Here is a 19,730-nt window from a genome sequence, read left to right as displayed (position 1 = left end):
AGGTTTCAAGATTAAACACTGGTAACGAGTATAAAACTTAAGGGGTAACTCTTTGGCTGGAAAGGGGTTTACATGGGTATCAGAGGTTAAAGCTCTCGAAGAACAGTATCTAATCCTTCTGGAATATTAAGGTACCCAGCATCACTTAATAAAAAAATAATTTCTATATCAAAGTGTAATTCTAGCTCTTCGATATAGATATGCGAAAAGGCTATTGATACCCTATCTATCCTACCAAGTAAACGTTCAAGGGTGTTAACTCTTCTCTTAAATATATTCGAATTAATTAATATTTGCCCGATCATAACAGTAAAAATATGGCTTCTGTGTTCATCAATTTCAAATAAATGTGCTAATAAGCATTGTTTATTATGAGTAATAGAGAGCTTTAAGTAGTCTTTAATAGCATCATCTGTGTTGAACGTTTCATTATATATATACTTTGATATATTCATCGTCATTTGCTTAACGTCAGGCTCTACTACACGTACTTGATCCATTACTTTTATATAACAATCTTCTAAAAGGTTGTTATTATGCAAAGCAGCCAGAAACCTAGGTAAGATATACATTAAATCTCTTTCGCTTAAAACGGATACAAAGTTCTTATCAAGTTCATTTATTCTTCTAGAAAAAATATCTAGATCATCTTTTCGTTTTTGAGTTTGAAGTTGTTTTTCATGAATTGAGCGATTACTTTTTAATTCTCTACGTTGTAATGAAAGCTCATTACTCTGGATTTCAAGAGCTTCTTTAGTATCTCGCCAAGTCCAATACAGCAGTAAAATTGTAATAAATAAAAATATAGGCGAAAGAAGGTTATTAAAGTAAGTTGCCGTATTAATCCAGTCAGTTATTGTTGCACTAAAGTCAAAACCAAAGCGGTAAAAAAACAAACCTAACGATATTACTGAACTGATAGTTGCAATTACGATAGCGATAATTGCCCCATAGTTTTTTTTGCTTTTTCTATATCTCACAAACATTCCCTCGTTTAAAAACTCCTTTTTACACTAATGTCAGTATCTTAACAACTAAGCAGCACCGCGTACTGCTCTAATAATCGAGCCGTTTTCTTGTATATTAGCTACCACAACACCCACTACTTGGCGTGCTATGTCTTGGCCAACTGCTTGCGAGTTTTGCTCATTAGTTGAGCCTTGCACCGTAATTTGGTTGGTAATACTAATACTAACCCCGCCAGAACCAGCATCATTAGCAGCGCCGCCACCATTATAACGTCGTGCCATTTGGCTAATTTCGGTATTTTGTTTCGGGCTTAATACACGCTCACCACGCTGCAGTACATAAGTGGATTCGTTAGGTACATAGTCTAAACCACCGTGCGCAATACCCGCTGGTTGCTGTGCTTTTATTTGTCGTACTTGCTGTAAGCCGCTCATAACAGCACCCGCAGCTGCTACACCACCCAGCACAGGGCCAATAATAGGAATAGACGCAAGTGAGGTAAATGCAGCAGTGGCACCTTGGTATGTATTAATTACCGCTTGCGCTATAGCAAATGCTTTATACGCTTTAAAGGCTGTTTTACTTTGTCCTGCCATAGTTTTAAATGTGGCAGCACCTAAACCAACAATAGCACTCGCTTTTTCTGTTTCGGTTTGTTTTTCAAAGTTAGCAAATGCTAAAACATTGCTTTGCAGTGCTCCTGTATGGCGGGTTTTAATTTGCATTAACCGCTCTTGATGAGCTGCCTCGTCAGCCTCGCGCTGGCTGTAATAACCGTTAGCTGCATTAAGTTCTGTCTGTCGTTCCAAATCCTTAATTTGGCTATCAGCATTGTATTCAAGTTCGCCCGCATCATCATTAGCCGCCAAGCCAATTTGTGCTCGGCGTTTTGCATCAACTCTGGCTTGTTGCCTAGCTTGCTCAACACTCAGTTCGTTGTTGTAAGCAGCCAGCGCTTCACGCCCAGCAAAACCTTTAACTACGGCAATACGGTTTTCTAAATCACGTTGTAAGTCATTTTTACGCTTTTCTTCTGCTTGGTTTTGTATCCGCGTTTTATCAGCTTCGCGCTTAACAGCTATACTTTTTAAGTCATCACTGTACTTAATATCAAGCTGCTTTAAAATTTCATCGTATTTAGCTTTATTACCAGCATCGTTGCTACGAGCGGTGATCACCATTTGCTTACGTTTATCGTAGCTGTCTTTTAAACGAGCTTCCTCAGCCATTAAGCTCACTTCTAAGCGCTTAATGTTGTCTGGTAGCACAGAGCTTGTTACTACTGGTTTAGGCTTTTCACTCTCTTTAATAGCAAGTACTTGTTGCAGTGCCACCACTTCATTTTTTAAGTCAGTAACACGCTTTTCAGCAGCTTCCACATCCGAAAATTTACCTTTTAAAAAAGGGTTATTAAATCGGTCTCTTGCTTCATCGGCTAGCTGTATTGCGCCTTTAATCCGCCCCTGAGCCATTAGCAATAAGCCTTGTGCTTGGCTACCAGTTAAGTTGGCATATGGGTTTAAATCTTTACTTGCTTCTTTAAGTTTATTAACTGAGTCGGTAGCGTCATCGCCTTGGCTTGCAAAGTAAGCAAGACCAATTCCAGCTGTGACAAGTAGGCCAACAGGCCCGCCTAGTAGCCCCATAACAGCACTAAGCCCACGAGCTGCAAGGGTCGCTCTACGAGCAATAGGTCCATACGCGCTGGTTGTAGCGTTCACTGCCCCTTGTGTTGCGGCTACTTGCATATTAGCTGCAGCTAACTTATTAACTCCAGCTGCTCTAGTGCCATCAGTATGCGCCATTGCTAGCTGCCTTTTTGCAGCGGCCTGATCAGCTAATGCTCTTTGGTGCTCTGCAATAGCAGTCGCTTTTGCTTGTTTTGCCAAGGCTGCATCAGCAATTAACGCCTTACTTTTTGCGGCAACATTGGCAATATAGCCTTTAGAGCTTGCGGCTAACCCAGCAACTAAATGCCCTGTTAAAACGGCAGCCAATCCACTTGTTGCCATCATTAAACTATCTACGGCGCCTTCGTTCTCACGTAAATAAGCCATAGTGTCGGTAATACTATCTACCACACTGGTCACAGCAAAATTTACTGGCTCTTCGTATTTGCGTATTAAGCGCTGGTATTCGTTACCCATTTCAGCAAAGCTGGCGTTTATTTTACCTTCGGTGGCCTCAGCTGCACCGGCGTAATCATCCAGGGCTTTAATTAAGTAGGTTTTAAACATTTGGCTAGTAACTTGACCGGCATTAACCATTTGCCTAAAACTACCGGCAGCGCCACCCGTGGCTTTATCTAGTTTTTGCATTAAGCCTGGCAATGGCTCAGTTACTTGGTTTAACTCTTCTGCGCGTAACGTGCCGGCAGTCATGCCCTGAGTCATACCAAATAAACTCTGGCTTAACTGTACGTTACTCGCACCTGTTTTTGCCGCCGCATTAGCCATGCCCTCTAAAATGGCTTTACCTTGGGTTTGGCTTACAACGCCGGCATCTTGTAGAGTTAAAATTTTACTGTAGGAGTCGGCAAGGGTGGTGTAACCGGTGTTTAATCTATCCGAGGCAGCAAACAAGTACGCTTGTACTTGCGCATATTCTTGCGCCGAGCTGGTTAAGCCTCTTATACGCTGATCTAACATTTGGGCAGCGCCCGTATCGCGCACAAACATAGTGGCGGTGCCAATGCCCACAAGCGTAGTAAGGGTTGCACCAATTTGCCCGTAGGCGCTATTCATTAATCCCAGCTGGCGGGTCATAGCGCCTTGCTGTTGCATAGTGCGGGCTTGGCTTGCGCCTAATTGCTGGTTAGCAGCAACTTGTCGCTGTACCGCTTGCTGAATGCGGTTTAGTTCGTTTACGTTTTGGCGCGCACCGGTGGTAACTGCTTTACCGTCATAACTTAAGCGTAACGCCAAATTCAGTTTGTTGCTCATCGGGTCGCCTTATTATGTTTATTATGGTGCGCTCTAATGTTTGTAGTTTTTCAAAATCATTAGGGGTTAACGTTATATTTGCATAGCGCCAAGCTATATCTGCCCGGGCATAATCTAGGGCTATTTCTACCCCTTCGTTATCACGCTGCCACTGGCTGCTCGCAGTTGTAAGTGCAATTACAGCACAGTGGTTTTGCGGCAATACAAATAATGTATCTTCTTTTGTAAGCGGTGCTTTAGGTGCACCAAAATGGGCTTCGTCGTCATCTAGTATTTTACTTGATGCTGCTAGGTCGCCCAAAAACCACCTAGCAACATCGGCTAGTTTTTTTCGTGTATACGGTACTGCGCATTAATACACTCAACACTTAAGCGGGCGGTTATGCCGCTGTACGCCAGCAGTTCTTCAAGCGTGTCGTTTGCAAAAGGTACGTCTTTGCCGTCATCAACAAAGCCATCCCAGCTAATAAGCAGTTCACGTACAATTTCACCATCATTAGCGCCTTGCTTTTCAGTCAGCAGTTTTAGCTCGCTTTCAGTCACTAGCTTTATGTGTGCGGTAAACTTAAATAGCACACCACCAAACTCAAAATTAAGGGGGGCTTTTACCACCGCAGTTTTTAAGTCATTTAGTAATTTTAATTTCATTGCAAACTCACTTATATTCTTTAGTTAGTCTTAAAGCTTCGTCTTTAGCAGCGTTAAGAGTATTAAATTTCAACATGCCATTGCTGTCTTTACAGTAACTTGGCGCTTTCCCTTTTCTTTTTACTACGACGGTATAAAATTCAACTTCACCAGTATTTATATTGGTCATGTTCATTGCTTGAAATCGCATAAGCATTACTCAAAAACAATCGTTAGTTCGTCATAGCCTGTGCCACTGGGTACTAGTTTGCCGTCAAATTCGTAACCGGTTAATTCCGAGTCCAAGCTAGTGTATTTGGGCCACGGCATTTGGTAACGCCCAATAATGGTTACTTTTTTACCTACGGCTGTGCCATGGGTAAACTCAAACGTTTGCACTTTGCCCACGTCTTTCCATGGATCAAAGTTTGTTAGCTCATCGGCGCTTAGTGTAAAGTTAGCGCTGCTTTCATGCCCGGTAATCATAATTTCTTCGTGGTTAATGGCACGGTCAAACACCACGTTATTACCCAAATCAACTGTTAACTTATGCAGCGTGCGTTGGGTGTCACTTAGTTTAAAGTCAGAGCTGTTACTTACGCCTAGCACTTCGGGGCGTACCCAACGATCCCAATCAACACTTGGCGGGGCACTGCTTGCAACCGGCGGACTAAACAAACCTTTAAACTGCCAGTTAAGCATGGGCTTGCCTTTTTCAAGTGCAAAGCTCACATTGCCTTTCATTTGTGTAATGTTATGGGTGTTTTTACCAAAGCGTAACGTGCACTTAGCAGCCACTGCCGCACCTTTAGTAAAGGTAACGCTACTAACATCAGACACTTGCACCATGCCACAGGCAAGCAGAAGTGGCGCATATGCTGGTGCTGTACCCGCTGTACCACTCATTGCCAGCGGTGTTTTAAAGTTTAGGCTTACATGCTCGCCATAAAAGGTTTCCATGCTTGCACCGCTGTAGCTCGTTTCTAACTCGTCTTTTTCGCTTTCGCTCTCTGGCGTAAACTCCACGTCACTGGCATATATTGCATGTAGGCCAGTTAGCGTCGTACCAGCTGCATCTGCTAAAATGAGTTTGTCTTTAAATCGCCACGTGCTCATGCCGTAACCTCCACTTTAATTAGCTCACCGCTCTTTAAATCAAAAGCGCCGGCTAGCTCATCTCTGTTACCTTTAGCATTTGCCAAAGTTTGGTTAACGTTTTGTGCAATTGTCATCGCTCGCGACATTTTAGGCTTTATGTTAACGTCAGCCTTTTGTTCAGCGGGTTTTGTTAATTGCGGCTCTGTTTTTTTGCTCATGGCATTGCCCTCACAGCTACGGTATGTATGCCAGTTACACTAAACTGACACTGATAAATTAAATTATTTGTTTTCTTGCTAAGCTCAATCGTGCGGCCTTTATCAAGTTTTATTGCATCCCACCCCGCATACTGGCACCCAGCCACGGCGGTTTTAATATCACTTCGCAATTGTTTAATTTGCTCATCAGTGGTGGCATTCCCTGCAGAGCAGGGGATCACAATCATCACCGCAAACACATCTTTAACCTGGTACTCATCAAGCCCAGGCACTTCATTGGTATTGATATTGTCATCGGCCAGTGGCAATACAAACAGCTGGGCACTGTGTACTGCATGTTCACGCACGTAGTTAAAGTCGCTTGCAAAGCCAACGGTTGCATTAAGCACAGTGTTGCTTAGCAAGGTTTCTATGTTGTTTAAATCAAAGTTAAATGCCATTTAAATGCTCTTTAAATACTGTTTAAACTTAACCAAGGGGCTGTTTAAATTAACCAATCAGTAATGATGTCGTTAATTTCAGTCTCTTGCACAGCAGCAATACCCAGTATTGTCCGTGCGGGTAAGGTCACGCTTTTATTACGGCCGGTCTTACCGCCAAAATGGTGTATGGCTGCGTACTTTTCACCTAAGCCATGCTCAAGCGTATTACCATTTACGTTATGCGTAACAGAGCCTGCCAGGTTACGCTCATCAGTAAGCGTTAAACCACCACGGTCTTTGGCCGCTTGCGACTGCTCCCACTTACGGCCTTCGGGTGTTACTTCACGTAAAAATCGAGTGGTGACGTCCATGTCTAAAAATGCACCAATGTCGTCCAGTACATCAGCTGGTTCACCGCTTGTGTTTGCAATTTGGGTTAAGCGGGGCAGTGCATTACCCGTTATATTTATAAATACACCCGCCAATTTAATAGCCTGGCCAGTTAAATTGAGTGCCCGCAACTCTCGTGCGCATCCCTGTTCTTGTGGCTGCGGGCCCGTCTTCCTTAATTTGGATCACGCCTTTACTAACCTTGTCTAGCATCGCCATAGCACTGCTTTTAAGGTTTTTAAGGTGTTCGTCTGCAATGTTAGGGGCAAGTTCACAATGCATTAAATCATTAGCTATGCCCGGTAATAACGATCCATCAATGTCGCGTTGGTTTAGCTCAAACCGCGCTACATACCCTGCAATAACTGAATTTACATTTTTTTGCGCTTGGTTATACCAAGCATTAATCTGCGCTTGTAACTCACTATACGTTTCACTTAAAAGTGCGGCTTCTACATCGTCACGAGTAGGGCGACTGCCCGCCACCGCAAACTTAGCCGTAGCAAATTGCAACAGCACATTAATGCCAACTTTGTCGATAACTGCTTGAACTGTCGTAAACATACACACCTCAGTTAGTAAAAAAAGGCCCCAAAAAAACAAAAAAAGAGGCCTTTTAACTAGGGAACAATGAAAAATTAAATCTAGCGTTAGCCAGGCGTTAATACGTTGGTAAGTAAAATACCGCAATCTTTTGCAATAACTTGCTCTTGTACAGCTTCGCCTACCATAATTTCAACACCACCGTTTAAACCAGCAGCAACATCACGATTGCCCGATGTACGCGAGCCATAACGGGCGGTTAGCGCAAAGGTCATACGGTTATTGTTAAACGACGCAAGCGGATCGTGGTAAGTAAACGACAAGCTATCTTTCCACACACGTTGCAGATCAAGTGCCTGGCCTTTTTTAGCTGTGTTCAGTCGCGCTTGGCCTACGGTTATATAATCAAGCTCAAGTACTTCTTTAATATAACTCCATGGCACTAGGCCTTGATCACCACTAGTACCGTTAAACGCTTTTAGTAACTTAGGGTGGGTACGCAGCTTAGTGGCCACACTTTGCGATAGCGTCATGGCATTCGGGCGCATAAGTGGTGCATCAAGCATGTCTAAAAAGAACGGCAAAATATCCAGTGTTGCATCATCTAAACGCTTTTGTCCGCCCGCCGCTAATGATTGAGTGCTACCAAAGTTAGCAGCTTTGTTGTACATATTAGCAACGCGTATTTCACGATTAAGCAATACCAAATCAGTTAAACTTTCAGCAGCATGTAAACGCGGGTTATAGTTTGCTGGCGCATTCGTAACATCGTCATTTGGCACAACATCTGCTAAGCCAAAATCAACAACTGAGCCTGTTCTATCTTCAACACTAAACTCAACTTGATTAGGAGACGATTTACGGCCAATTTTATCGTCTACAACGGTAAATTTTTCGCCTTTTTTATACTCGGTCCATTTGTAGTTACGTAACCCAACCGGTGAATAAGGTGCAAGTGTATCTGCAACCAAGGCTTTATTTTTGTAAGCAATGGCAATCGCCGTTTGCTCAACATCAGGGGTAAATGGCATACCATTACTCATGACAAATCCTTATTATATATATTTAAGTTAACCCAGCTGCGCTATGCAGTTGGAATAGTCGCTATTACTTGTGGCGCTAAAAATATGTCACCAATTACACCCACGTCACCGTCTTCCATGGCCCAGCCTGCAATATGTATTTGTGTCGCACCCACACTAGTCGCTAAGTCAAATGCCACTGCCTTACCGTCTGCGTCTGCAATAATTAAATCACCCGCTTCAATTACACCACCAAATTCAACCGGCGCACTTTGAGTCATAACCACATCTATTCGTAAATGATCGTCTGTACCTTGCTCAGTTACGCCGGCATACGCTGCGCTTGCATCTACCGCACTTGCTACAGCAAAGTCAGCCACTGGCGATACAACAACCAAGCGGTTAGCAGCAATAGTAGCTGTTGCCGCAAAGTTTTTAATAAATCCTGGATTTGCCATAGTCTTATGCCTTTTTAATTTGGTCCAGCGCAGCGGTAATGCTAATAGTCACGCCTTTACTAGATTGTGATTGTTGATAATCAAGCGCCTTAGCTGCCAGTGTTTCTGCACTATCGTCAGTTACTTCGCCGTTTTTATCGTCTTTATTAAACTCGCTTGTTAAGCCAGTTTGCTCTGGTAAACCTTTTAAAAACCCTTCAAACCAGGTCGCAGGTTTAAGCTCTTGGTTTTTACCGTCGCTGGCTGCAAATTCAAACGTGGCATCGCCATCATTTAACTTGGCCATAAACTCAGCCACACCATCGGTATTCGTTAAACGCGGCGCTTTACCACCGTTTACTTCGGTATTAATAAAGGTGCTGGCCGCGGCAACACGCTGCGCGTATTCCAACTTAGCGTTTTTAGCGTTCGCTGCATCAATTTGGTCTTGCAGCGCCTTTCTCTCTTTTTCATCCATTGCATTGTCCTCATGGGTGGGTGGGGTGGCGTTGCTATTTATATCGGTATTAATAGCATCATCGCCTTTATTAAATTCTGTATTGTCGCTATTGGCTTTAGCACGCTCATGCTCAGCAATAATGGTTTCTTCTTTTAACCATTCACCTTCGTAATTAGGCACAACTTTATCTGCTGCTTCACTACCAAAGCGGTCAGTTATAAAGCCACGTAAATTACTCATAAGGCGGGTAAGGGTGTTTGATGTGTGCAGCGATATGTTGTCAATATCGCCTGCAGCAAATTCTAGGGTAAGGGTGTCGGCATCATCGGCTTGGTTAAACTGCCAGGCAAGGCCTTCAACAGCAGGGGGCTTGCCACCTAAATAACCAATGTGCGCAAGTTGGTAGCCATTAGCTACTTTTTCTAATCGTACCGAGCGGTTAGGGTAGCGCTTATCGGCTACAGCTTGGGCAAATTCAGCGCAAACATCGTCTGCTTTAGCAAACAAAGAGCCGCCTTCAGCTTTTAAATCACTGGCCCAGCCCCATGCAGCATCGTGCATTTTAGGGTGGCCAATAACCAGCGGAGCGGTTTTAGGTTTAAAGTTGGTTACAACGCTGTTTAAATCTGCATCGCTAAATGTGTGTGTTACGCCTTTAGAATCGGTTTGTGTACCGGCTCTAAATACTTCAAACCAATTGAATTTGGTGTTTGTGCTTGTTTTGTTTGCCATGTTCCCAGTGCCAATAAACTAACTAAGTGGCACCAGTGTATGTGAGGAGGAGAGCCCCAACCGCTGGAATAGACTTTACAGCGGGTGTATTGGGGTTGCTTATATAGGCTAAGCGGGTATCTAAAAAGTATCAACCATTATTAATGGTAAAATAAATTAACCTTTTTAGTTGAATTATTATTCTTTTATGGTAAATTATAAATAGCTTCAAATCGGGTCATGAAGCGAGGAGGAACAATGGCACTTTCTGAATTTGGTAAAACAATTCGTAAAGCTCGAATTGACGTAGGTTACACATTGAAAACTATGTCTCAAGAGCTAGAAACTTCGACTGCCTATCTAAGTGGATTAGAAACTGGTAGTAAAAAAATATCAAAAAATTGGGTTAGTAAAATATATACTTTTTTTAAATCAAAAGGTCACCCAATAAGTAATTTAGGGCAGCTAGCAGACGTAGCCAATGAGAACGTATCGTTAAGTGGTTTATCTCAGCAACAGCAAATGCTTATAGCTGGATTCGCGCATTCACCTTTTACTCCGGATGAGTTAAAAAAGTTTGCAGAGTTCTTAGAGGATATTAACAAATGTAGTAAGGAATAATTATGCCTGAAAATTACCGATTGAGAGGGAACAGAGTTTCGCCGTTACCTCTCAGTCAAATTAAAGTCGTTGCAGAGAATTTTGCCAAAGCTTTCGACTTTAAACGTCGAAACAGACGAAACTTAGACAAAAACTTTGAGCTTTTGTATCAACTCAGAGTTACGTTAGAAGTTGTAGATGATAAAGATTGGATATTTTTAACTAAAGGTCACTGCGACCCAAGTAAAGCAATAATCTGTGTACCACAGTCTATATACAATAATGCATGCATTGGGGAGCAGGAAGCTTTAGCAGTAATGTTGCATGAGTTGGGTCATTTATTTCTAGGACATCGGTCGTTAATGCATTATTCCGATAAACCAGCTGAAGAAATAGAAGATGCTGAATGGCAAGCGGATATGTTTGCAGAAATTATACTTTCTATAATGGGTTATGAAACAAAACAATTGTCTTTTGACTTTTATGGGTAGTAAAGCCCTGACCAAAGGTCAAGGCTAAACTGGGTCTTTTACCTTAACAGTAAAAGTTAATTTTAACCTGAGAATACAAACAAACTAGGTCATAATTATATTTGGCGATATAGATTATAAACCCCTAGTAAAGCATGTGCAAGTTGCATTTGTATGGTTGTATTCTCTCAGCAACGGAGAAACGACTATGAAAAATGGTTATTGTCCTAAGTGCAAAGAACCTTGTGAGGTAAGCTTTGTTAGTCATGTGACTAAAAACGGCAAAGTAATCTACCCCAAAAAAGGTAAACGATGCTTAGTTATCCCTCACTGCACTAGCTGCAAGTAATCTATAAAAGCCACCACTAACTTTAGGTGGTGGCTTTTATATCATATTAGCATTCCTATGAATTTGTTTTAAACTAAAGTAACTATCAAACAACCAAGGATTGGCCATGCTCCCTAAAATACTTCAAACCAAAAAAGCGTTATTCGTGACATTATTAATAGCTGCAGCATTATTTGCTTCGCAGCAGTTATTGCTACAACCCAACATAAAAAATGTTGAATATGGAAAGCCCAATGAAATATCGCCCAACATGTACGACACACTCACGCAGCGTATTATCCAAAACACAAACCCACTACTAACAGCAAAAATTAAAAGCAGCTTTAGTGATGGTTATATTTCAACGGATGAATACATAGCAATAGCCCAGCAACAAATAGTATTAAAAGACCCACTGCGCTCAAGTAAGCAAATAAACTATTCAACTCGCAAAGCTAAAGCCGATTTAACCAGTGCCTTAAATGCGCTATAACAAGTGAATCTAACAAACACACCCCGCAAATGAGTTTAAACCATGTTTAAACTGCGTTTAAATTCGACTGGGTGTGTTTAAACGGTTTCAACTAAAGCCAATGTAGCCACAAAACAAAGCAGGGCGCTTAAAATAGCTTACAGGCGTTAATGTATTTTGGGTATAATAAATGAAAAAGTGTTAGAAGTTTGTATACTTAAATAATCTAGGGTCAAATTAAAAGCTTAGATTGCTTTTTGTTAACACTACCAACATATGATCCGATTCCTTTCTTTTGATGATCTGAATTACTCAAAGAATATGCTCGTTGAAATTTAACAAACCTTTCGTACTCAATTTTCATCTCATTATGGTAAATTTCTATATTAAATGCGGTTGTCTTTTCAGAAACTTTATTTGATTTTTTATCATTAATTAGGAACTTTGACTTCTCTAATTTATCAATCAACTTATCATAAATATTATTAAGACCACTTTCGTCATTTGAAGATATTACAATGTCATCCATATAAACTGACACAGTTGCTAAATTATTTTTGTATATTTCCTCTAAAAAAATACCTAGCGCACTATCAGCTAAACATATAGAAGCAAGTAATGGAGATTGTATAAAGCCGTAGGGTAAGTGATGAGAGTGGGGGTAATTTCCCATTACTTTAACGGTAGACAGTTTTGCTATTTCTCTAGCTTTTTCGTAACTGATAACTTTCTTTAACGCTCTTGTAATTCTACTACGACTTATATAGCCAAAAAAATCAGCTATATCGATTGTTGAAAAGAAATTATTTTGTAAATGAACAGATAATGCTTCTACATGTCCACCAGATCTTAAGTGATAATAATACGAAGGGGATCGCCATGATTTATTAAGTGTTTTTAGTACATTTTCACCAGACTTACGACTTGAAGAGCTTGGGTTGTAAACCCACCTACCAGGTTTAATTTCGAATCTATTGGACCAACTGGAATTGTAAATCATTTTTTTAGCAAATATGAGTAATTAAAAGCCATGTTAAAGAGATCGATAACAATCAGCATAAAGTCATAAAATTCATTTAAGAATCCAATAACGGCTGTTGCTAATTCGATACGCTCTTTAACTAGACTATGTTTAGATTTATCTTCCATACATAACCCTCCATATCTCCCTGACATGTCTAGCGCAAGCGCATGACTAAAAACTAACTGAGTAGGCAACAATGAGACAATTAGATACAATTAGAATCATCATAGGAGCCTATAAGAATCACAATAGTGACATACATGAAGGGAGCGGCAAGTGCCACCTAATGTCAGGAATCTAAATTGTACATAGCCTACTAAAAATATCAACCTATTATAAAGTCTAAACTATTAATTAATGTCCATAATATTTATTACTAAACCTAACCACAATCGGCGTTCCGTCTTGCTCACAGGTAACACTAATCTTTAATTTTTCTTGATGATCATAGTAAGTGACTAAATGGGTCATTCTGTCTTGTTCTTCTAACTTTTTTGGATTCACAGCAACAGCATTTAACACCGCAATAGGATCAAAAGTTTCTGTTTGGCTACATGGTGCAGTATCTAGCAAGTAAATCTCAGAATATGTAATAACACCATCAGTACTGTCATAGCGGGTTTTGTATTGCGAGGTAGTTGTAGTAATTGAACCATCGGCAGTTGCGGCAGTCTTTAAAATATCACTTGCTGCTTCAAGTCTAAATTTGAGGAACCGATCCGGGCTAATAAAATCTTTCGGTGGTGGAGTAAGTTGTGTAGCTTGCACTTCTTCTTTATTACCGCAGCCGACAAGTACCGCACATATAGCAGCCGTTATAAAAACACTCTTCATAAATAATCCCTCATTAAATAAACGTTAAAACTAAAAACCTACTTTATATGCTCTACTTACCAAAAATAAACAGCCCAACAAAAAATATGATTGCAAAGGCCACAACATAACCAATAATTTTAATTTCGCCTTGCTCTTGCGCTTGATTCAACTCTACCTCAGCGGTTTTAGCTTCAAGTTCAGCGATTTTTAATTTGTCCTTTGCAACTTCTACTTCCTTCATTACTGTTAAAGCATCCATCTCTTGACAGTAAATCATATCAAACTTTTTAACTTCTTCTTCGCTAAGCTCTTTAGTTAACTCACTTAGTTCATCGTCTAAATCAAGCTGTAGTTGCGGGGAGGTCTTATTTAGGGCAGCAGCAAGCAGCCTTATGTCATGTTGACTAGCCAACTCTCGTACATATTTGCGGTCTAACAACTCCATCTGCATTCCTTTTTATTATCAATCCACTTTACGCGCACGTTGTAGCACACGTTCTACACGGCCAAGCACGCTAAAGCGCCCAGCGTTAATATCATCCGCATCAACAAAAAAGCCAGAGTAGGCGCTGTTGTCGCTAGTGATGTTATAGCCCTTACTTTTAAAGTCGTACTGAATACGCTTTACAAAAATTTCATCATCAAAGCGTAGTACGCACACACCTTCACGTGCATCAGTTTGGTCATCAATCAACGAGACCAAAGTTAAGTCGCCGTCAAACAAGGTTCTTTCCATACTATCGCCGCGTACAGGTACTACCGTTAATTTTTTATTATGTAAGTTATTTTGCTGCAACCAACGGCTCGATAATTCAAACCGCGCAATTGGGTGTTCAGCCACCACCAAAGCACCACCGCCCGCACTGGCCGCTAAATCGTATTGTGGCACAGCCGTTAGATCAGCATGACTGGTTTGTAGCGCTGTACTTTTTGTTTTCACTAAAGGTAGGGGAGCGCTTTTAGAGCCTTTTAGTATGTAGTTAATATCAAAACCTATATCAGATAGGGCGATTAACTTATCGGAAGGAATTGGATGTCCCGCCTCCCACCTAAGAAAAGTTGTCTTACCAACACCAATAGCTTTTGAAGCTTCAGCTTGCGTTAACCCTAACCGGTTACGTTCATCGCGCAAAAAAGTTGTCATTTATTGAAACTTTTAACCATTTTAATCGCATTAAACATCAGTAACTTACAAAAAAATGAAGTTTAAGTGCAATATATTGAAACCAAAGGCGTTGACAGTTTCAATATATTGAAACTATACTTGCCACACATTAACAAAAACATACGCTTTATATCTCGCCAAAGAACATAAAAGAGTATGTAAACCAAAAGGCACTTTACAATGAAACCAGACCAAATTAAACAAGCACTTGAAGAAAAAGGCTATTCACTATCAATTGTTGCTACTGCACTAGGCTTAAACCTGTCGCACGTTAGCAGTGTTATTTACCAACACACCACCTCATACAAAGTAGCCTCTGCTATTGCCAAAATTATTGGTGAACCGGTAGAAGCCATTTTCCCAGATGTATCTGCTTATACAAAAAATAAAGATACCCGCAGCCAAAAAGTACAAGCGCTGCGCGAGCTATTAGCCAGCGAATAACAGCATCGGCAATAACGCATTTTAAATCAATGTAATTGTGTAAGAGATTTTTACCTATGGAACATTTAACAATGGCACAAAAAAACCAAATGACTAAAAGCATACTTGAAGCCGATGTTGCACCCGACTGCGATATATATCACTTGTTTATTCACAGTGTATGCTCAGCCATGAAGCGCTCTGGCTTTAGCCGCCCAGTAATAGCGGACCGTATGAACGACGCTTTGCACTCGCAAAACAACGAGGTTGATCAGTCAAAACTCAATAAGTGGCTAGCACCTAGCCAAGCCCACTACATGCCAATGCATTTTTTACCTGCACTGTGTTACGCCGTACGTTCAACCGAGCCTGCCAATGTGTTGCTAAAACCTATTTTGTTTAAAGCGGTTGATCAGCGTTCGCAGCTATTGCAACAACACGCTGAGCTGCAAATGGAAATAGAAGAGCGCACCGCCATGCAGCGCTACATTACCGAGTCGTTACTCACCAACGACGACCAAGAATGACAGCACCATTACACCACCCGCTATAAAACCAAATTAAGGCTAAAACAATGACCATCAAAGACCAAGCTCCGTCTAAAAAACACCAAATTAGCAATATTGAGGCTGATGTAATGCTGTTAGCAAACAACAAAAGCGTAGTTAGGCCACAACTTACATCGGTAACAAACCTTAAAACGGGCACGGTTTCATTTATAACAAGCACTTTTGGAGCGCGCTATGAGCACTAATTTAGTCGATGTAGTAGGTAAAGAAAACGGCAACGAAATAGAACACCAGCTACAAAAGCTTAAAACACCACTGAACATAGTGATGCCACAAAGCGTAGCCGAATGCATGGACCGCGTAGTGTTTTTAGCAAACCGCCAATTTACTGATGCCGCTGAGGCCGGCTTTATTTTACTTAATGTAAAGCAGCAAGTAGAACATGGCGAGTTCAAGCAACTGCTTGAAAGTGCAGGTATTCATTACAGAACTGCCGCACGTTCAATGGCCATCGCAAAAATGCTCTCAAGCTTACCAAAGTCCAAAAGTGACAAGTTGTCACTTTTGAACATGAGCCAACATCAACTAAGCGAGCTGACTAAAGTACCGCTTGAGTCTATTGCCCAGTTGGATGATGACGACCTCGATGTACTGGCCGAAACCAGCGGCAAAGAAATTCGCGCCCAAGTGCAAAAGTTAACTGAGCGAACACAAGAGCTTGAAGAAAGCACGGCCACGCTTATAAACGCCCTTGAAAACGAGCGCTTAACTAAAGCCCCAACCCAAATGTACCAGTTACCTATGTTAGTAGCGCAGGTGCGCCAAAAGGCTTTTGCACACAACGCCGTTGTTAACGAGTCACTCGAAGAGTTTATTGCCATGGCCGAGCAGCTTTGTAATGCCCGCGACCTCGATTTAAACCACCGCATTGGTGCAGCGCAAACAACCTGGCATTTATTCTTAGCGGTACAGCAACGCATTACCCATATGCTCAACCGTTTAAGTGGCGAGTTTGGCCCAGAGCATTTAGCCGGCGCTGACTGCATACCGCAATTTGCCGAAGATGAATGGCAAGACGCCCAAGCAAACCGTGAATACATGCTAGCCATGTTTAACGACCAAACTAAAACCCATAAGTAGGAGAGAGCAATGCATCCTGCAGTTCAACGATTTAATCGCTTACCAAGCACAGGTAGCGAACTAAGTTGGCAAAATGCCAGCGAAACGGCCCGTAAAAAAGCCCAAAGCCGTGCTGTACTTGTGCGCCACTTGCTTACCCAAGAAGGCGGGTTACCAAAAGCGTTTGAGTTACTTGTAACTAATTACCGTGCAAACCTAGCGCCTAGCACCTTAATGGTCGCTATTGAAGTACTAGGCAAGCTGCCTGGCCGCGCCACTATATATAACTGGTGTAATGCGTACAAAGACAATGGCATTAATGGCTTATTACCTAACCATAAAGGCAAAGCACAAACCCAGTACAGCTGGCTTGCACGTAGCCTTGAGCTGTACCACAGCCCAAATAGCCCAAGCTTTGCGCAAGTGAGCGACCAATTAAATAAAGAGGGTTACAAGGCACAGCACCACCAAGTACGCCGCTTTATAAATGCATTGCCCCATGAGTTAGGCCCACAAAGCCCATACCGTATGGGTGCAAAACTGTATCGCGAAAAGCACAAAGATCACTTACTGCGCTCAACCGACAACATTAAGCCTGGCGTTATGTATAACGGCGATGGCCACACCATTGACGTGTATTTAGCGCACCCTAAAACAGGCAAGCCATACCGTGCAGAACTTACCGCGTTTCAAGACGTAGCAAGCCGCTGCATTGTGGGCTGGGAACTTGGCTACGCCGAAAGCACGATTGATACTTTAGCCGCTATTAGCCGCGCTATTAAAGTACATAACAACGTGCCTGCCATGTTTTATTTAGATAACGGCTCTGGCTACAAAAACAAACTAATGAACGACGACACCACCGGCTTTTATGCCCAGTTTGAAATAGACGTTATTTTTGCCATACCTGGCAATGCCAGAGCCAAGTGGATAGAGCGGTTCTTTTTGCACATGGAAGACCGTGTAGGCAAAAAGTTCAGCACTTATTGTGGTCGCCATCATAACGATCGCCATAAGCAGCTGGTACTAAAAGAAGCCAAGCAAGGCAAACGTAAACTGCCAAGCGTTGACGAGTGGATAGCTGAGTTTAAAGCCTTTTTAAACGACTACCACAACAGTGAGCACCCAGAAGTTAAAGGTAAAACTCGCCAACAAGTATGGGATGAAAACGTTGACCGCGTACCACCGGTAGAGGGCGACTTTGTAATGCTGCCGCGCGAAACGGTAAACATTCGCCGTGGCCGCTTTCGCTTGCATCAACGTGATTACAGTGCCGACTTTTTGCACCAGTTTAATGGCCAAGAACTAATTGCAGCCTACGACATGCACGACGACAGCTACACCAAGCTTTATAAGTTAAACGGTGAGTTTTTAATGGTTGCTAACTTAAAAAGCAAAACCCATGCAATACCGTCTTCGCGTGTTGAGCAAGCCCAGCAAAAACGCCTTACAGGCCGCGAAAAACGCTTACAAGTACATTTACAAGAAGTGCGCGCCCAAGAAGCCAGTACACGCATTATTGATATTGATGCAGTAACTGAGCTGGCCGCGCCTGTTAATGCCATTACTGAGCAGTTAACCCCAGTAAATATTTTTGATTTTGACGTAGCACCTGCAGTGCCACAGCACGAAATTGACCTAAACGAATTATTAGACCAACCACTTTTACGTAAGGAACACAGCTATGAGCTATAACCAACCATTCCCATACACACCCGAGCAAACGCTACGTGTTGAGCTTATTAACCAAGAGCTGAGCACCACAGGCATGACTATTGAGGAGCTAAATTGTGGCTTTGCGCTGCAATCGGTTAAAGAGGTGCTGGCAAATAAATGCACTATAAATCCTGAAAAAATAGTTGTAGCTATGTGGCATAAGCTCTTTGGTGAAGCGGCTATTACCGACATTGAAAAACGTAACGGCTTTAATAAGTCGTATGCTAAAGCCGATCGCGAATTAGCATCACGTATTTGTTTGCGCTTGCAATCGCCCGAAATACGCGACCAAAATATTACCAGCGCCAGTATTGCCGTAAGCATGGGTAAAAGCACGTCGTCTATTAGCCAATTAATTAACGGTAAATACAACGCCAAACCCACTAAACACTTACACGACATTTGGGCGTTAATTTGCCCTGCAGACGTTGACCAAGGCAAGGCTAATAACAACCCCGCCGAGCGCAAGCAAATTAGTATTGTGTACGGCGATGTACGCTTTATTCCTACTAGTACCTCTAAGCTTATTGCTATGGCGTGCGACCAAGCGCGCGCACGTAAGCGCTTTAGTGTGTTTGCAGGCCAAGCGGGCCTAGGTAAAACCAAAGGTATTAATGAATATTGCCGCCAAAATAAAGAAGCCATTTTAATCGCCGGCAGCGAGCAAACCAGTAGTACCCAAGTGCTTGAGCAGTTAACTGCAGCCCTAGGCTTATCGCGCTGCCCAAGTGCGTATAAAAACATGCAAAAAATTATTATGGCACTGCGCGATACCGACCGTTTAATCATTTTAGACGAAGCCGATAAGTGCAAGCCTAACTCACTCGACCCACTGCGCACCATTAGCGACCAAGCCATTGTAGGCGTAACTCTCGTTGGCAACATTCAGCTGGTCGACAAACTGCAAACGCAAGAGCGCTACGAACTAATAGCAAGCCGCGTGTGCTTTTGGCCTAAACCCATTGGCCAAATAACCGTTGAAGACATTCGCACCCTGTTTTTAGAGTTAACCGAGGGCACCGTAAAACTCGCCCAAGACGACGCAAAATGGTGGCAGTGGCTGCACAAACGCGTTGAAGGTAATGCACGTGAACTGGTTGAAAACCTGTTACCGCATTTGCTTAACCACACAAATAAAAACCCAGACACGGCCATAGATAAACTTTTAATAAATGGCATTTTTTCATCAGTACTTAATAAACCAGCGGTTTAAACGCCGTTTAAACATAATTTAAATAAGGATTTAATC

General features: G+C 42.1%; 27 protein-coding genes. 9 read left to right on the top strand and 18 right to left on the bottom strand.

Annotated elements, in window-relative coordinates; all coding sequences use genetic code 11:
* Positions 1-86 precede the first annotated feature (86 nt).
* From PNIG_RS08810 to PNIG_RS08750, 13 genes are all read right to left on the bottom strand, one after another.
* Positions 87-980 carry a hypothetical protein gene (locus PNIG_RS08810; protein ID WP_147207657.1) on the bottom strand — a complete coding sequence of 298 codons (894 nt, stop codon included), beginning with the start codon at positions 978-980 and terminating at the stop codon, positions 87-89.
* Positions 981-1,034: 54 nt separating this feature from the next.
* Complete coding sequence (locus tag PNIG_RS08805; protein WP_089368308.1) at positions 1,035-3,911, bottom strand: tape measure protein; 2,877 nt, start codon at positions 3,909-3,911, stop codon at positions 1,035-1,037.
* The gene (locus PNIG_RS08800; protein ID WP_089368307.1) at positions 3,871-4,212 is read right to left on the bottom strand and encodes a hypothetical protein; all 342 of its coding nucleotides are present in this window, start codon (positions 4,210-4,212) and stop codon (positions 3,871-3,873) included. Before PNIG_RS08800 ends, PNIG_RS08805 begins: the two co-directional genes overlap by 41 nt.
* 20 nt (positions 4,213-4,232) lie before the next feature.
* Positions 4,233-4,559, bottom strand: coding sequence for a hypothetical protein (locus PNIG_RS08795; RefSeq protein ID WP_089368306.1), 327 nt, complete (start codon positions 4,557-4,559; stop codon positions 4,233-4,235).
* A 7-nt stretch (positions 4,560-4,566) separates the two neighbouring features.
* Positions 4,567-4,728, bottom strand: a complete 162-nt coding sequence (locus tag PNIG_RS08790) for a hypothetical protein (protein WP_244181026.1) — start codon at positions 4,726-4,728, stop codon at positions 4,567-4,569.
* A gap of 26 nt (positions 4,729-4,754) precedes the next feature.
* Positions 4,755-5,654, bottom strand: a complete 900-nt coding sequence (locus PNIG_RS08785; protein WP_089368305.1) for a hypothetical protein — start codon at positions 5,652-5,654, stop codon at positions 4,755-4,757.
* Entirely contained in the window at positions 5,651-5,854 is a 204-nt protein-coding gene (locus PNIG_RS08780; RefSeq protein ID WP_011328224.1) for a hypothetical protein, read from the bottom strand. The genes PNIG_RS08785 and PNIG_RS08780 overlap by 4 nt, the downstream gene beginning before the upstream one ends.
* Positions 5,851-6,294, bottom strand: coding sequence for a phage tail terminator protein (locus tag PNIG_RS08775; protein WP_011328223.1), 444 nt, complete (start codon positions 6,292-6,294; stop codon positions 5,851-5,853). Before PNIG_RS08775 ends, PNIG_RS08780 begins: the two co-directional genes overlap by 4 nt.
* Positions 6,295-6,338: 44 nt before the next feature.
* The gene (locus tag PNIG_RS08770) at positions 6,339-6,761 is read right to left on the bottom strand and encodes a phage virion morphogenesis protein (RefSeq protein ID WP_089368304.1); all 423 of its coding nucleotides are present in this window, start codon (positions 6,759-6,761) and stop codon (positions 6,339-6,341) included.
* 1 nt (position 6,762) lies between these two features.
* Positions 6,763-7,230 carry a hypothetical protein gene (locus PNIG_RS08765; protein ID WP_089368303.1) on the bottom strand — a complete coding sequence of 156 codons (468 nt, stop codon included), beginning with the start codon at positions 7,228-7,230 and terminating at the stop codon, positions 6,763-6,765.
* 86 nt (positions 7,231-7,316) lie between these two features.
* Complete coding sequence (locus PNIG_RS08760; RefSeq protein WP_089368302.1) at positions 7,317-8,252, bottom strand: capsid protein; 936 nt, start codon at positions 8,250-8,252, stop codon at positions 7,317-7,319.
* A gap of 41 nt (positions 8,253-8,293) precedes the next feature.
* Entirely contained in the window at positions 8,294-8,689 is a 396-nt protein-coding gene (locus PNIG_RS08755) for a DUF2190 family protein (protein ID WP_089368301.1), read from the bottom strand.
* A gap of 4 nt (positions 8,690-8,693) precedes the next feature.
* Positions 8,694-9,860 (bottom strand): hypothetical protein, encoded by a 1,167-nt coding sequence (locus PNIG_RS08750; protein WP_089368300.1) that lies wholly within the window; start codon positions 9,858-9,860, stop codon positions 8,694-8,696.
* Between the two features lie 237 nt (positions 9,861-10,097).
* On the opposite strand from PNIG_RS08750, the gene PNIG_RS08745 reads away from it, so the two are divergent.
* The 3 genes from PNIG_RS08745 to PNIG_RS08735 all read left to right on the top strand — a co-directional run bounded on the left by PNIG_RS08745 (position 10,098) and on the right by PNIG_RS08735 (position 11,730).
* Positions 10,098-10,460, top strand: coding sequence for a helix-turn-helix domain-containing protein (locus PNIG_RS08745; protein ID WP_089368299.1), 363 nt, complete (start codon positions 10,098-10,100; stop codon positions 10,458-10,460).
* 2 nt (positions 10,461-10,462) lie between these two features.
* A complete protein-coding gene (locus PNIG_RS08740; RefSeq protein WP_089368298.1) occupies positions 10,463-10,930 on the top strand; it encodes an ImmA/IrrE family metallo-endopeptidase in 468 nt (155 codons plus the stop codon).
* 434 nt (positions 10,931-11,364) lie between these two features.
* Positions 11,365-11,730: a hypothetical protein gene (locus PNIG_RS08735; RefSeq protein WP_089368297.1), complete on the top strand. Its 366-nt coding sequence runs from the start codon at positions 11,365-11,367 to the stop codon at positions 11,728-11,730.
* 211 nt (positions 11,731-11,941) lie between these two features.
* Here the strand turns inward: PNIG_RS08735 and PNIG_RS08730 are convergent, their stop codons facing one another.
* The 5 genes from PNIG_RS08730 to PNIG_RS08715 form a co-directional block, all read right to left on the bottom strand.
* Positions 11,942-12,709, bottom strand: a complete 768-nt coding sequence (locus PNIG_RS08730) for a reverse transcriptase domain-containing protein (RefSeq protein WP_089368296.1) — start codon at positions 12,707-12,709, stop codon at positions 11,942-11,944.
* Entirely contained in the window at positions 12,706-12,858 is a 153-nt protein-coding gene (locus PNIG_RS20040) for a hypothetical protein (RefSeq protein ID WP_167376934.1), read from the bottom strand. The genes PNIG_RS08730 and PNIG_RS20040 overlap by 4 nt, the downstream gene beginning before the upstream one ends.
* A 229-nt stretch (positions 12,859-13,087) precedes the next feature.
* A complete protein-coding gene (locus tag PNIG_RS08725) occupies positions 13,088-13,567 on the bottom strand; it encodes a hypothetical protein (RefSeq protein ID WP_089368295.1) in 480 nt (159 codons plus the stop codon).
* A gap of 52 nt (positions 13,568-13,619) precedes the next feature.
* The gene (locus PNIG_RS08720; RefSeq protein WP_089368294.1) at positions 13,620-13,994 is read right to left on the bottom strand and encodes a hypothetical protein; all 375 of its coding nucleotides are present in this window, start codon (positions 13,992-13,994) and stop codon (positions 13,620-13,622) included.
* 18 nt (positions 13,995-14,012) lie between these two features.
* A complete protein-coding gene (locus PNIG_RS08715) occupies positions 14,013-14,693 on the bottom strand; it encodes a S24 family peptidase (RefSeq protein WP_089368293.1) in 681 nt (226 codons plus the stop codon).
* 201 nt (positions 14,694-14,894) lie between these two features.
* On the opposite strand from PNIG_RS08715, the gene PNIG_RS08710 reads away from it, so the two are divergent.
* Genes PNIG_RS08710 through PNIG_RS08685 form a run of 6 tightly spaced genes read left to right on the top strand, consistent with a single transcriptional unit; the run spans position 14,895 to position 19,694 of the window.
* Positions 14,895-15,158 (top strand): helix-turn-helix domain-containing protein, encoded by a 264-nt coding sequence (locus PNIG_RS08710; protein ID WP_089368292.1) that lies wholly within the window; start codon positions 14,895-14,897, stop codon positions 15,156-15,158.
* Positions 15,159-15,214: 56 nt separating this feature from the next.
* Positions 15,215-15,664, top strand: a complete 450-nt coding sequence (locus tag PNIG_RS08705) for a hypothetical protein (RefSeq protein ID WP_115121821.1) — start codon at positions 15,215-15,217, stop codon at positions 15,662-15,664.
* A 47-nt stretch (positions 15,665-15,711) separates the two neighbouring features.
* A complete protein-coding gene (locus tag PNIG_RS08700) occupies positions 15,712-15,891 on the top strand; it encodes a hypothetical protein (RefSeq protein WP_089368291.1) in 180 nt (59 codons plus the stop codon).
* Positions 15,881-16,786 (top strand): hypothetical protein, encoded by a 906-nt coding sequence (locus PNIG_RS08695; protein ID WP_089368290.1) that lies wholly within the window; start codon positions 15,881-15,883, stop codon positions 16,784-16,786. Before PNIG_RS08700 ends, PNIG_RS08695 begins: the two co-directional genes overlap by 11 nt.
* A gap of 9 nt (positions 16,787-16,795) precedes the next feature.
* Positions 16,796-18,460, top strand: a complete 1,665-nt coding sequence (locus PNIG_RS08690; RefSeq protein ID WP_011328201.1) for a Mu transposase C-terminal domain-containing protein — start codon at positions 16,796-16,798, stop codon at positions 18,458-18,460.
* Positions 18,450-19,694: an AAA family ATPase gene (locus PNIG_RS08685; protein WP_089368289.1), complete on the top strand. Its 1,245-nt coding sequence runs from the start codon at positions 18,450-18,452 to the stop codon at positions 19,692-19,694. Before PNIG_RS08690 ends, PNIG_RS08685 begins: the two co-directional genes overlap by 11 nt.
* Positions 19,695-19,730: the final 36 nt, after the last annotated feature.

Origin of the sequence: Pseudoalteromonas nigrifaciens (assembly GCF_002221505.1) — a bacterium.
Classification (GTDB): Bacteria; Pseudomonadota; Gammaproteobacteria; order Enterobacterales; family Alteromonadaceae; genus Pseudoalteromonas; species Pseudoalteromonas nigrifaciens.
This window is presented reverse-complemented; position numbering and strand designations above follow the sequence as displayed.